The sequence below is a fragment of the Marinomonas fungiae genome, from assembly GCF_001418205.1.
Classification (GTDB): Bacteria; Pseudomonadota; Gammaproteobacteria; order Pseudomonadales; family Marinomonadaceae; genus Marinomonas; species Marinomonas fungiae.
Genome location: NZ_LIQF01000014.1, coordinates 1 through 12,510 on the forward strand (window position 1 = coordinate 1; position 12,510 = coordinate 12,510).

General features: G+C 46.7%; 11 protein-coding genes and 2 tRNA genes. 6 read left to right on the forward strand and 7 right to left on the reverse strand.

Features of this window, described 5'->3' with window-relative positions; genetic code table 11:
• Nucleotides 1–125: 125 nt before the first annotated feature.
• Both ASC49_RS16240 and ASC49_RS16245 read right to left on the reverse strand, forming a co-directional pair.
• Nucleotides 126–200, reverse strand: a tRNA-Gly gene (locus ASC49_RS16240).
• Between the two features lie 53 nt (nucleotides 201–253).
• Nucleotides 254–329: transfer RNA gene (locus ASC49_RS16245), tRNA-Glu, on the reverse strand.
• A gap of 137 nt (nucleotides 330–466) precedes the next feature.
• Here ASC49_RS16245 and ASC49_RS16250 point away from each other — a divergent pair.
• Nucleotides 467–1,036 carry a YajG family lipoprotein gene (locus ASC49_RS16250; RefSeq protein ID WP_055464300.1) on the forward strand — a complete coding sequence of 190 codons (570 nt, stop codon included), beginning with the start codon at nucleotides 467–469 and terminating at the stop codon, nucleotides 1,034–1,036.
• Nucleotides 1,037–1,090: 54 nt separating this feature from the next.
• Here the strand turns inward: ASC49_RS16250 and msrB are convergent, their stop codons facing one another.
• Nucleotides 1,091–1,504 carry a peptide-methionine (R)-S-oxide reductase MsrB gene (gene msrB, locus ASC49_RS16255; protein WP_055464301.1) on the reverse strand — a complete coding sequence of 138 codons (414 nt, stop codon included), beginning with the start codon at nucleotides 1,502–1,504 and terminating at the stop codon, nucleotides 1,091–1,093.
• Nucleotides 1,505–1,570: 66 nt separating this feature from the next.
• Here msrB and ASC49_RS16260 point away from each other — a divergent pair, with 66 nt between their 5' ends.
• Both ASC49_RS16260 and htpX read left to right on the forward strand, forming a co-directional pair.
• On the forward strand, nucleotides 1,571–2,785 hold the full coding sequence (locus tag ASC49_RS16260; protein WP_141656866.1) for a pyridoxal phosphate-dependent aminotransferase: 1,215 nt from the start codon (nucleotides 1,571–1,573) through the stop codon (nucleotides 2,783–2,785).
• A 70-nt stretch (nucleotides 2,786–2,855) separates the two neighbouring features.
• Entirely contained in the window at nucleotides 2,856–3,737 is an 882-nt protein-coding gene (gene htpX, locus ASC49_RS16265) for a protease HtpX (RefSeq protein WP_055464303.1), read from the forward strand.
• 74 nt (nucleotides 3,738–3,811) lie between these two features.
• On the opposite strand, the gene ASC49_RS16270 is transcribed toward htpX, so the two are convergent.
• Genes ASC49_RS16270 through gcvT form a run of 4 tightly spaced genes read right to left on the reverse strand, consistent with a single transcriptional unit; the run spans nucleotide 3,812 to nucleotide 7,350 of the window.
• A complete protein-coding gene (locus tag ASC49_RS16270; protein ID WP_055464304.1) occupies nucleotides 3,812–4,531 on the reverse strand; it encodes a flagellar brake protein in 720 nt (239 codons plus the stop codon).
• Between the two features lie 8 nt (nucleotides 4,532–4,539).
• The gene (locus ASC49_RS16275; RefSeq protein WP_055464305.1) at nucleotides 4,540–5,673 is read right to left on the reverse strand and encodes a 4-phosphoerythronate dehydrogenase; all 1,134 of its coding nucleotides are present in this window, start codon (nucleotides 5,671–5,673) and stop codon (nucleotides 4,540–4,542) included.
• On the reverse strand, nucleotides 5,654–6,196 hold the full coding sequence (locus tag ASC49_RS16280; protein ID WP_055464306.1) for an elongation factor P hydroxylase: 543 nt from the start codon (nucleotides 6,194–6,196) through the stop codon (nucleotides 5,654–5,656). The genes ASC49_RS16275 and ASC49_RS16280 overlap by 20 nt, the downstream gene beginning before the upstream one ends.
• A gap of 59 nt (nucleotides 6,197–6,255) precedes the next feature.
• Nucleotides 6,256–7,350, reverse strand: a complete 1,095-nt coding sequence (gcvT, locus tag ASC49_RS16285) for a glycine cleavage system aminomethyltransferase GcvT (RefSeq protein ID WP_055464307.1) — start codon at nucleotides 7,348–7,350, stop codon at nucleotides 6,256–6,258.
• Nucleotides 7,351–7,749: 399 nt separating this feature from the next.
• Between gcvT and glyA the strand changes: the two genes are divergently transcribed.
• From glyA to gcvP, 3 genes are all read left to right on the forward strand, one after another.
• A complete protein-coding gene (gene glyA / locus ASC49_RS16290; RefSeq protein ID WP_055464308.1) occupies nucleotides 7,750–9,027 on the forward strand; it encodes a serine hydroxymethyltransferase in 1,278 nt (425 codons plus the stop codon).
• Between the two features lie 52 nt (nucleotides 9,028–9,079).
• A complete protein-coding gene (gene gcvH / locus ASC49_RS16295) occupies nucleotides 9,080–9,463 on the forward strand; it encodes a glycine cleavage system protein GcvH (RefSeq protein WP_055464309.1) in 384 nt (127 codons plus the stop codon).
• A 79-nt stretch (nucleotides 9,464–9,542) separates the two neighbouring features.
• Entirely contained in the window at nucleotides 9,543–12,401 is a 2,859-nt protein-coding gene (gcvP, locus tag ASC49_RS16300; protein WP_055464310.1) for an aminomethyl-transferring glycine dehydrogenase, read from the forward strand.
• Nucleotides 12,402–12,510 lie beyond the last annotated feature (109 nt).

The window sequence follows — 12,510 nt, forward strand, 5'->3', positions numbered from 1 at the left end:
CCCATAGGGGGTTCGAACCCCTGTTACCGCCGTGAAAGGGCGGTGTCCTAGGCCTCTAGACGAATGGGACACATCATTTGCTTCCGTAGAAGCGCCCTCTTTCGAGGAATTCTCCGAAGAGAAATTGGAGCGGGAAACGAGGCTCGAACTCGCGACCCCAACCTTGGCAAGGTTGTGCTCTACCACTGAGCTATTCCCGCTTTAAGCTTTCACAAACTTCAGCTAAGCTACTCTGGTTTGCCAATCCGTAGATTGGCGTCCCATAGGGGGTTCGAACCCCTGTTACCGCCGTGAAAGGGCGGTGTCCTAGGCCTCTAGACGAATGGGACACTGTAGCGCCTTGCTGTGTAAGCGGGTGCGTATATTACTGTTACCAAACGGAAAATCAACAACTTTTTTTAAATATATGTATTCTAAGCGAAAAAAATCGGCTTCCAGAACAAAAACCCATCAAGAGACACATTACATGAGAGCATTCCTATTAGGTTCGGTTATTTTAGCAGCAGCAACGCTACAGGGCTGCTCGACAACTCACATTATAAATATTGCACCAACGAGTACGACATCCACACACAAATATAGTAATCAACAACAGATTAACTTCTCTGTTAAACCTTTTTCACTCAAAACCATTGGCGAGATTGAAACAGGTTTACGTGAACGAGCAAAGATTGTTATTGGCAACGATACCCATGACGCATTAGAAAGCTATATCGGCCACAAACTTACGGAGTACGGTTTCAAACCAGATCAAGGTAACCTGCCTGAAACCATTTTGATGTTCGATCTGACCCAACTTAATTACACCACGCGGACGATTGCACTAAAGACCGAAGCCAAGCTGTCAGCAGAAATCCAAGCAACGGTAGTAAAAGGTGATCTGCGTTACACCGCGAAGTTTAAATCAGAAAAGATCGATCAGTACGGCACCATGCCCGATCGTGAAGATGTAGAAAAGGAAATTAACGCTCTACTTGGTAAAACAGTAGATCGTGCCTTCAATGATACCAAGCTCGTAAATCTGCTTATCCAATAGACCATTTTGCAACGCTGACTATATAGCCACTATATAGTCAGCGTTACATTAAGCTTAATCTTTTGCTTTAAATTCCATGGAAGCTGAATTCACGCAGTATCGAATACCCGTTGGCTTAGGTCCATCCGGAAAAACATGTCCAAGGTGCGCCTCACACTGACTGCAAACTATCTCAACACGACGCATGTGCCAAGAATGATCTTCTATCTCTTTTATGTTTTTGGTGTCGGCATCATAAAAACTTGGCCAGCCAGATCCTGAGTTATATTTCGCATCAGAATCAAATAAGTGTGCACCGCAGCAAACACAGAAGTAGCTACCCTCTTCATAAAACTTATCATAACGTCCAGTGAATGCTCTCTCAGTGCCTTTCTTGCGTACTATTTGATACACTTCTTCAGGCAGACGTTCTTTCCACTCTTCGTCAGTAAGTGCCTTGTGTTGAAAAGTTTTTTGGTCATCGCTCATATTGAAGACTCCGAATTAACGTCCCAGAATTATAACTGATTCCATCACTATATATGAGGAAGCGTGGTGCAAATACGTAAATCAAACAAACTCGCTAATATTTGCTACGAGATTCGAGGCCCAGTCCTCAAAGAAGCCATGCGCATGGAAGATGAAGGCCACCGCATTCTAAAGCTGAACATTGGTAACCCAGCACCATTTGGCTTTGAGGCACCGGATGAAATCCTTGTAGACGTCATTAAAAATCTACCCAACGCCCAAGGCTACTGTGAATCAAAAGGCTTATTCTCCGCCCGTAAAGCTGTGATGCAAAAGTACCAAGCTCTGGGCATTCGCTCAGCCAACGTCGAAAACGTTTGGATGGGTAACGGCGTCAGTGAATTAATCGTGATGGCAATGCAAGGCCTCTTAAATGATGGCGACGAAATCCTAATTCCAGCACCTGATTATCCTTTGTGGACTGCCGCAGCGACCCTATCCGGCGGTTATGTACGTCATTACCTATGTGATGAGTCTGCAGGCTGGCAACCAGATATCGCTGACATTAAATCTAAGATCACCAATAAAACTAAAGCATTAGTGATCATTAACCCGAACAACCCAACGGGTGCTGTGTACTCCGAAGCGATTTTAAAAGAATTAGTGGACCTAGCAGAAAAACATGGCTTATTACTATTTTCTGACGAGATCTACGACAAGATTCTATACGACGGTGCACAACACATCCCAACAGCAACGTTAACTGAAGGCCGTGTACCTTGTGTCACCTTTGGTGGACTATCGAAAGTGTACCGTACTGCAGGGTTCCGCTCAGGCTGGATGATCATTACTGGCCCAACAACAGGTATTGAAGATTACATCTCAGGCATCGACATGCTCAGCTCAATGCGTCTATGCGCCAACGTACCCGCACAGCACGCGGTTCAAACGGCATTAGGTGGCTATCAAACCATTTATGAACTAACCGCTCCTGGCGGCCGCTTGTATGAACAACGCAACCTAGCTTGGGAAATTCTAGACAGCATCCCTGGCGTTCACTGCCATAAACCAGAAGGTGCCATGTACCTGTTCCCAAGACTCGATCCTAAGATGTACAACATCAAGGATGACGTTGATGTGGCTCTACGTTTCTTAAAAGAAGAGAAGGTGCTCCTGGTTCACGGCACTGGTTTTAATTGGCCGACGCCAGACCACTTGCGCATTGTCTTCCTTCCTCATGTAGAGGAACTGCAGCCAGCAATGGAGCGCTTTGCTAAATTTTTATCGCGCTTACGTAATTAATTCCTACTTGAAAAGGAACTAACTACCCCCATGATGCTCCATAGTACTTTCACTCTGGAGCATCTCTAACATGCGTATATTGTTATTCCTTTTAACCAACATTGCGGTATTGGTCGTAGCCAGCATCGTCTTGAGTGTTTTAGGCGTTGAGCGCTACATTTCTAGTAGCGGCTTAAACTTAACTTCCCTATTGATCTTCTGTGCCGTCTTCGGCTTTACAGGCAGTATCATTTCCTTATTGCTCTCAAAGAAAATGGCTAAATGGGGCTCAAAAGCGCAAGTCATTGAACAACCACGCAACCACAAAGAGCAATGGTTGCTAACCACCGTCCAAGAACTCGCCAAAGAAGCTGGCATTAAAATGCCTGAAGTGGCGATTTTCCCAGCCCATGAAGCAAACGCTTTTGCTACTGGTTGGAATAAGAATGACGCGCTTGTCGCCGTTTCAAGCGGCATGCTAGATCGATACCCACCCGACGAAATCCGAGCAGTCATGGCGCACGAGATTGGTCACGTAGCTAACGGCGACATGGTGACACTGACGCTTATCCAAGGCGTAGTAAACACATTCGTTATGTTCTTTGCTCGTATTGCTGGCTACGCAGTGGATCAGTTTCTACGCCGCGATGAAGAAGGTGAAGGCTCTGTTGGTTGGGGTTACTACATTGCTACCATGGTGTTTGAGATCCTATTCGGCATCTTGGCGAGCATGATCGTGATGTGGTTCTCACGTTACCGTGAATTCCGTGCCGACGAAGCTGGTGCACGCCTAGCAGGCAAAGGCGCTATGATTGCTGCCCTAGCACGTATTCAAAGTGAGCACGAAGTATCCCACATGCCTGATACCATGGTAGCGTTTGGCATTCGCCGCGGCCGTAAATCAAGCTTCGGTGAGTTATTCTCAAGCCACCCACCGATCAACGATCGTATTGCAGCCCTACAACAACTGTAATCTACGACATCAAAACTAAAAAAAGGCCCGCATGGGCCTTTTTTATGGTTTAAACAATGATCTAATCCATTGAATTATCGCTGTTTCTTGGCAATCGTATCGAGAATATATGCCAACAGCGGAATACCCTGCTCTTTTTCGACATTGTTAAACTTGATGCCATACACATACATGTATTCAACACCCATACGAGATAAGAAAGCATTGTCCGCAATAGTGGCTTGCAACTGCTCTAGCAACTGAATTTCTTGGCTTCGAATTTCACAATCCAGTTTTAGAATAAGCTTAAATTCACCAATACTTAGGTTCAAAGCAATGCGCATGGTCTGATTCACAAAGCCAAAGTCATCCCTTGAAATCATTTTACAGCCGCCAGTACTTAAATCTATTACCACACCGGTAGACTGCTCCGAAATTGGACTCTCTCCTGATGGATCTACAGAACAAATCAGGCGTGCCTCAACACGTACAGCCTGACGCACCTCCGACGTCTCAGCATATTCTGGATACGCTATATGTAAATGCCCAGCAGGCTCCAGATAACTTTTCGCGATCTTAGAAGAGAACGCACAAACACTGGTAGCTGACATTAAGCGTACATTCACCACCTGACTGTCACGAACAATAATATTCTTACCATTTACTCTTGGACAAGAAACAATTAAGGAGCGACCAGGAATACGACCAAGGACTTTTACCGTATAGCGTCCTGGCGGGGAAATAAACTCAATTTGAACATTCGATCCCATCGGCACTGAGACGTCACTAAAATCTACCTGTTTAACTTCCGCCATCCCAACTCCTAGTGGCTTTTATGAAGAAACCCTAATGCCGCAAGATCATGAGCAAACTTGGCGTGCTTCACTATTGTCGTATTGAACTCATCACGTTCAACGTAATTCTTACGCAGCCAATCAAAGCCTTTATCTTTGGCAAAGCTCGACATCACATGTTTAAAACGAGCACTGTCTCGCGCCACATCAAAACAAGCTTGAATAGCCCGCGCGAGCGCCTCATCGCGCTCAAGACTAGAATTCATTTTTAATTCACAAATACTACCCTGACTAACCGCATCCGCAAAGCTACTTTTTGCAGAGATATCAAAGAATTGACATAAGGATTGATAAATATACCAAGTTCCTTTCTCACGACCTTGTTTGCTGTATCCAGCAATATGCGGCGTCGCGATATCGCACAATGCCGCTAATTCCATATTAGGATGAGGCTCGCCTAGCCAAACATCTAAGGCTAAGTTTAGCTGACCTTCCAGAGCATAAAACTGCTTGATAAGTGCTTGCTCATTAATCACACCACCTCGCCCCGCCGAAACAATCGTTTGCCCCGCTTTAAGCTTCGCCACGTATTCATCATTAATCATATCAAAACTCGGATAAGGCCCAGTTTTGGTTAACGGCGCATGCAAGCAGATGACATCCGAATCCATTACATCTTTTAAAGAGATTAACGTCACACCAGGCACACTCTTTTGCAAGAAAGGGTCATACGCCACCACTTCGCAGCCTAGCGCCACAAAACGCGCCGCCACACAGCGACCAACATTTCCCTGCCCAACCACACCAATGCGAGCCCCTAGCCAACGCACCCCTTTAGTCATATAAAGGTATGCCAAGGCACTGAACACATAATCTGCCACCGCATCCGCATTACAACCTGGCGCACTGTTAAAACCAATTCCCTGCGAGTTTAGATATTCCGTATCAATGTGATCCGTACCAATGGTTGCACTACCAACATATTTAACAGACGTACCACTTAGGAGAGCCTCATTAACCTTTGTCACGGAACGAACCAATAACACATCAGTATCGACTAACTGTTCTGCTGTCAAAGTACGACCATTAACTAAAGTAACTTCCCCTAGATCACTGAACAAATTGACAACATTCGGCATGTTCTCATCGGCAATAATTTTCATGACACTCTCTTAAATGGAATAACAAACTTGCGGCAGGCGCTTGGTAATGATTGACATACAGTGCCGTAGCATATGCCAGCACTCGTTCAGGAAGTCCGTTTTCAATTAATTCTAGCGCACGTTGTAACACAGCAACGCGAAATGGCGTGGCATCGTAATCTGGCAACCCTAGATTATCGACACTGACATCAAAGCGCATACCACAAGACCAATGCAATAAGCATTCATAAGCCTGCGGCTGCACCTCAAATTGCTCGAATTCTTTTTGCTGCGCTAAACTGCGGCCATCTTCCGCGTACCAGTAACCAAAGTCGTCTTGCTTACGACGTTCGGGCCCCGCCACACACCAATGACTCACTTCGTGCAAAGCACTGGATGGGTAATCATAGCGATATTGAATTTGGCTAATGCCTTGAGGATCTTGTGCTAAATAGAATGGCTCTTCAAAGCCTCCCTTTAACACCGTGTTATAAGCAGAAAAAAAGACGTCGTGAAACGTCTTTTCTAAAAATCTTGCGTTCACATTTTTTCTCTAAATCTAAGCCCCCGCACCCACACGACAGCTTAGACATGAACTATCTATTAGCCACGGTAGTAACGTGATGGGAAGAAAGGCATTTTCGCTGGAGTAAGTGGGATAAGTTTACCACGTAATGAAGCGAAAAGTGGCTGATCTAATACAGCAGTTTGCACATAGGCCATCACAATTGGCTTTTCCAACGATGGTGCAAAACCACCGCTGGTAACTTTACCAGCAAGTTGCCCTGTCTCAGTAACAATATCAACACCTTCGCGCACAGGTGCTTTTCCATCGACAATGAAACCAACTCGCTTACGAGCAACACCTTGAGCAAAGTTCGCCAGCACTACATCTGCACCGATGAAGTGACCTTCACGCTCACCACCTGCACGACGCACTGGCTGAATCGCCCAAGTGATCGACGCCTCTACTGGAGTAGTAGATTGATCCAAGTCATGGCCGTAAAGACACAAGCCCGCCTCTAAACGCAGTGAATCACGTGCACCTAGGCCAATCCACTCAACTTCCTCTAGTGCTGTAAGCGCTGCACAGAAAGCCTCTGCGGATTCGTTAGGCACGGAGATTTCGTAACCATCTTCACCTGTGTAGCCAGAACAACTCACCCAAAGCTCAACTCCATTCCACTCAAGCTTAGTCGATTGCATAAATAGCAAATCTTTTAATTGAGGTAGAAGACGAGACCCGGCTTGACGCGCTTTTGGCCCTTGCAACGCAACCAATGCACGATCTACCACCTCTACTTTAGTCGTAGGAAGGCTGGTTGTCAGATGGGCCACGTCTTGCTCTTTACAAGCAGCGTTCACCACCATGTAAATGGCGTCATCCCCCCAGTTCGTAAACATTAGGTCGTCAGAGATACCGCCATTAGTAGTTGTAAAGATGCCGTAACGCTGATGATTTAGTTCAAGACCTTTGACGTCTACAGGCAAAAGCTTTTCGAGCTCATCTTTCACATTTGCGCCAGTGAGGATCACTTGCCCCATGTGCGACACATCAAATAGACCCGCTGCTTCACGTGTCCATAGGTGCTCTTTCTTCACCCCCATTGGATATTGAACTGGCATTTCGTAGCCAGCAAATTCGACCATGCGCGCGCCGGCATCAACATGTGCTTGGTATAAAGGAGTACGTTTCATGAGCACCTCTGGTTAACATTAAATCAAAATGGGATGTTTCGGGCTGTTTCCAATCGGAAACAAAGTATCTTAGTAAATTTAAATCATTGCAACTATAGGATGGTTATAGCAATGTGAATTTGCGCAATGCTCGAAACGCCATACAATCGGCATACAAATTTGACCACCAGGTCGATTTTTCCTTTTGCGACATTTTTGTCTAAACTACGTATTTTGTTTCTGGACACGTGTTTCCAATCGGAAACTTTTTGTTTATGATGCCTGAATCTCATAACAATGCAGATGATTAGTACGAAAGGTGAGATGATCTTTTTTCACGTCATTTAAGTCTTAAACTGATAGAATAAAGTTCATCTCTGAGTGTCATCGACATGAAATTCAATCAAGAGGATCTTAAAAATGGCTAACACTGAAGCCTTTTTCAGCCAAGCGCTTAAAGACCGCGATGCTGAGCTATACGCGACAATCGCAGAAGAGCAACACCGCCAAGAAACTGGCATCGAACTTATTGCTTCTGAAAACATCGTTTCTAAAGCAGTAATCGAAGCTCAAGGCTCTGTACTGACTAACAAGTACGCGGAAGGCTACCCAGAAAAACGTTACTACGGTGGCTGTGAAGCCGTTGACGTTACTGAGCAACTAGCAATTGATCGTGCTAAACAACTTTTCGGTTGTGAGTTCGTAAACGTTCAACCACACTCTGGTGCGCAAGCAAACGGTGCTGTTTTCCTAGCACTTCTACAACCAGGCGATACTATCATGGGTATGTCACTGTCTTCTGGCGGTCACTTAACTCACGGTGCAGCGCCAGCTCAGTCTGGTAAATGGTTCAACGCTGTTCAGTACGAAGTTAGCCCTGAAACTCTATTGATCGATTACGATGCACTAGAAGCGAAAGCGGTTGAATGCCAACCTAAGCTAATCATCGCGGGTGGTTCTGCTATTCCTCGTCAAATCGACTTCGCACGTTTCCGCGAAATCGCTGACAAAGTTGGCGCGTACCTAATGGTTGACATGGCACACATCGCAGGTCTAGTTGCGACAGGTCTTCACCCAACTCCATTCGGTCACGCACACGTTGTAACAACGACAACTCACAAAACTCTACGTGGCCCACGTGGCGGTATGATCCTAACTAACGATGAAGCCATCGCTAAGAAGATCAACTCAGCTGTATTCCCTGGCTACCAAGGTGGCCCACTAATGCACGTTATCGCTGGTAAAGCGGTTGCATTCGGTGAAGCTCTTAAACCAGAATTCAAAGACTACATCCAACAAGTACTAGACAACGCTAAAGCACTAGCTGCAGTAATGGTTGAGCGTGGCTGTGACATCGTAACGGGTGGTACTGACACTCACCTAATGCTTGTTGACCTACGTCCAAAAGGTCTTAAAGGTAATGCTGCAGACGCTGCTCTAGAGCGCGCTGGCATCACTTGTAACAAAAACGGTATCCCGTTTGACACTGAAAAACCAATGGTCACTTCTGGTATCCGTCTAGGTACTCCAGCAGCGACTTCACGTGGTTTTGGCGTAGAAGAATTCCGTAAAGTAGGCCACCTAATCAGTGACGTTCTTGACGGTCTAGTAGCAATGCCAGAAGGCAACCCAGAAGTAGAAGCTCGCGTAAAAGCAGAAGTACAAGAGCTTTGCAAACGCTTCCCTCTATACCGCTAATTCGCTCTTGCCCGAGGTGATCCCTCGGGCTACATAAATAGGATAGATCGCCATGAGCAACATTCCATCAAACTTGAAATATGCAGACTCACACGAATGGGTTCTAGACAACGGTGACGGCACTGTAACAGTTGGCATCACTGATCACGCTCAAGAACTATTGGGTGACGTTGTTTACCTAGAACTTCCAGAAGTGGGCTCTGAAACGACTGCGACACAACAATTCTCTCTAGTAGAGTCTGTGAAAGCCGCTTCAGATATCTATGCACCAGTCTCCGGTGAAGTGATTGAAGTTAACGAAGCCCTAGACGATTCGCCAGAGCTTGTTAACGAATCTCCTTTCGGTGACGCATGGATTGCAAAAATCAAGCTTAGCGATCCTAGCGAACTAGACAAGCTAATGGACGCAGACGCGTACGCTAGCTCTATCGAGTAATCGATATTAACACCCCTCACCCATGAGGGGTGTTTTACTTTCCCCATTTCTCTGTAATTTCTTTTATAGGTGACTTTCCATGACGTCGTGTATCCGCGATTTGCTAGGCAAAGACGAATTCATCGCGCGTCACATCGGACCAGATGTGAACGAACAACTATCGATGCTTAATACCTTAGGTTTCGATTCTCTTGACCAACTTATCGAGAAGACCATTCCAAACGCGATCCGTTTGGCCAATCTTGATATGTCTAAGCAGCCGGTTAGTGAGCATGATGCACTATCGCAGCTAAAAGAAATTGCAGGCCGCAATAAAGTTGCCCGCAGTTACATCGGTATGGGCTACCACGACACGTTCGTGCCAACGCCTATCCTACGTAACCTACTAGAAAACCCAGGTTGGTACACAGCGTACACGCCTTACCAACCAGAAATCTCTCAAGGTCGCTTGGAAGCATTGTTGAACTTCCAACAAGTGATCATTGATTTAACGGGCATGGAAATCTCAAACGCTTCGCTATTAGACGAAGCAACTGCCGCTGCTGAAGCCATGACGCTGATGCAACGCTCAAGCAAAAAGAAAGTGACCAGCGTTTTTGTTGCAAGCAATGTTTTGCCGCAAACCATTGACGTTGTAAAAACTCGTGCTGAGCTATTGGAATTTGAAGTTATCGTTGATGACATCGAAAACCTAGGCAACTACGACGTATTTGGCGTGATCGTTCAATACCCAGGTATTGACGGCTCTGTAAACGACCTAACAGACATCATTGCCCAAGCACATGCACAGGATGCATTAGTTACAACGGCAGTTGATCTACTGGCTCTAGTGCTATTGAAATCCCCTGCTGACATGGGCGCTGACATCGTTGTTGGTAGCGCGCAGCGTTTCGGTGTACCAATGGGATTCGGTGGTCCTCACGCGGCATTCCTTGCAACGAAAGACAAATTCAAACGCTCTATGCCGGGCCGCGTTATCGGCGTGTCAAAAGACAGCCACGATAAGCCAGCACTTCGTATGGCGATGCAAACCCGCGAGCAGCACATCCGTCGTGAGAAAGCGACCTCGAACATCTGTACGGCGCAAGCCCTACTGGCGATGATGGCGGGCTTCTATGCGGTTTACCATGGCCCTAAAGGTCTGAGGAAAATCGCTTCCCGCGTAGCGGGCTTCACCAACATCTTCGCTAAAGCATTGAAAGGTCACTACTCTTTCAACGGCACTTACTTCGACACATTAGTTGTTAAGACCCTTGATAAGACAGAAGCTATCTTCAAGAGTGCAGCAGATAAAGGCATCAACCTTTACCACGCGAGCAGCACTGAACTATCTCTGTCTTTCAATGAAACCAGCACAATTGAAGACCTATACAACCTAGCTAGCAGCTTCGGTGTTGAGCTGTCTGACGAGCTACTGGCCGCAGAAGTTGGCTTTGGTATCGAAGAAGGCATGCTACGTACGGACGACATCCTAACGCACCCAGTGTTCAACTCGCACCACAGCGAAACGGAACTAATGCGTTACATGCGTCAGCTAGAAGTGAAAGACATCGCCCTAAACCAAAGCATGATCCCACTGGGCTCATGTACGATGAAACTTAACTCTGCATCAGAAATGATCCCAGTAACTTGGGAAGAATTCGGCCGCATCCACCCATTCGCACCAAAAGCACAAGTATCAGGTTACCAAGCACTGCTTAACGACCTAATCGCGATGCTTTCTAAAGCGACAGGCTATGACACGATTTCATTGCAGCCAAACTCTGGTGCGCAAGGGGAATACGCAGGTCTTATCGCGATCGACAAATACCACAAATCTCGTGGCGACGATCAGCGTGACATCTGTCTAATTCCAAGCTCTGCGCACGGCACTAACCCAGCATCTGCGGCGCTAGCCGGCATGAAAGTTGTGATCGTTAAGTGTGACGAGAACGGCAACATCGACGTAGCAGACCTGAAAGAAAAAGCTGAGAAACACGCTGATAACCTAAGCTGCATCATGGCGACTTACCCATCTACTCACGGTGTATTTGAAGAGCAGATTCGTGAAGTATGTGAAATCGTACATGACAACGGTGGTCAGGTTTACATCGACGGCGCTAACTTGAACGCTCTAGTAGGTATCGCGCCTCCAGGTAGCTTCGGTGGTGACGTATCGCACTTGAACCTTCACAAAACATTCTGTATCCCACACGGTGGTGGTGGTCCAGGTATGGGTCCTATCGGTGTTAAATCACACCTAGCGCCATTCCTACCAGGTCACTCTGTGTCGCCTGTGGTACAGAACGAAACGCAACACGGTGCAGTTTCTGCCGCGCCTTACGGTTCAGCAAGTATCCTAGTGATTACTTGGATGTACATTAAGATGATGGGCGACCGTGGTCTACGTGATGCGACGTTCAACGCGATCCTAAACGCGAACTACATCGCGAAACGCCTAGGTGAGCACTACCCTGTGCTTTACACGGGTAAAAATGGCACGGTAGCGCACGAATGTATTATCGACATTCGTCCGATCAAAGCAGAATCTGGCATTTCTGAAGAGGACATCGCGAAGCGTCTAATGGACTTTGGTTTCCACGCGCCAACGATGTCATTCCCAGTAGCTGGCACACTGATGATCGAGCCGACTGAGTCGGAAAGCCGTGAAGAACTTGACCGTTTCTGTGATGCAATGATCCAAATCCGTAACGAAATCGCGAAAGTTCAAGCAGGTGAATGGCCACTAGAAGACAACCCTCTAGTCAACGCACCACACACAGCGGCATCGCTACTCGCTGGAGATTGGTCACACGCCTACACTCGTGAAGAAGCGGCTTACCCACTACCATGGATTGCTGCTCGCAAATACTGGCCACCAGTAGGCCGTATCGACAACGTTTACGGCGACCGTAACTTGTTCTGTGAGTGTCTACCAGTAGAAAGCTACCAGAACTAATCTCTGGCTAGTTTAGATATTAAAAAGGCGAATCCGAGGATTCGCCTTTTTCGTTTTGTATGAACCGGCTGTGTCCCGCGATTCGGTCCTGCAGGACCTCGCTGCGCGA

Bases quoted from the DNA above. Each gene is read 5' to 3' on its own strand.
- ASC49_RS16250 (WP_055464300.1), top strand. From the start codon at position 467: ATGAGAGCATTCCTATTAGGTTCGGTTATTTTAGCAGCAGCAACGCTA.
- msrB (WP_055464301.1), bottom strand. From the start codon at position 1,504: ATGAGCGATGACCAAAAAACTTTTCAACACAAGGCACTTACTGACGAA.
- htpX (WP_055464303.1), top strand. From the start codon at position 2,856: ATGCGTATATTGTTATTCCTTTTAACCAACATTGCGGTATTGGTCGTA.
- ASC49_RS16270 (WP_055464304.1), bottom strand. From the start codon at position 4,531: ATGGCGGAAGTTAAACAGGTAGATTTTAGTGACGTCTCAGTGCCGATG.
- ASC49_RS16275 (WP_055464305.1), bottom strand. From the start codon at position 5,673: ATGAAAATTATTGCCGATGAGAACATGCCGAATGTTGTCAATTTGTTC.
- gcvT (WP_055464307.1), bottom strand. From the start codon at position 7,350: ATGAAACGTACTCCTTTATACCAAGCACATGTTGATGCCGGCGCGCGC.
- glyA (WP_055464308.1), top strand. From the start codon at position 7,750: ATGGCTAACACTGAAGCCTTTTTCAGCCAAGCGCTTAAAGACCGCGAT.
- gcvH (WP_055464309.1), top strand. From the start codon at position 9,080: ATGAGCAACATTCCATCAAACTTGAAATATGCAGACTCACACGAATGG.
- gcvP (WP_055464310.1), top strand. From the start codon at position 9,543: ATGACGTCGTGTATCCGCGATTTGCTAGGCAAAGACGAATTCATCGCG.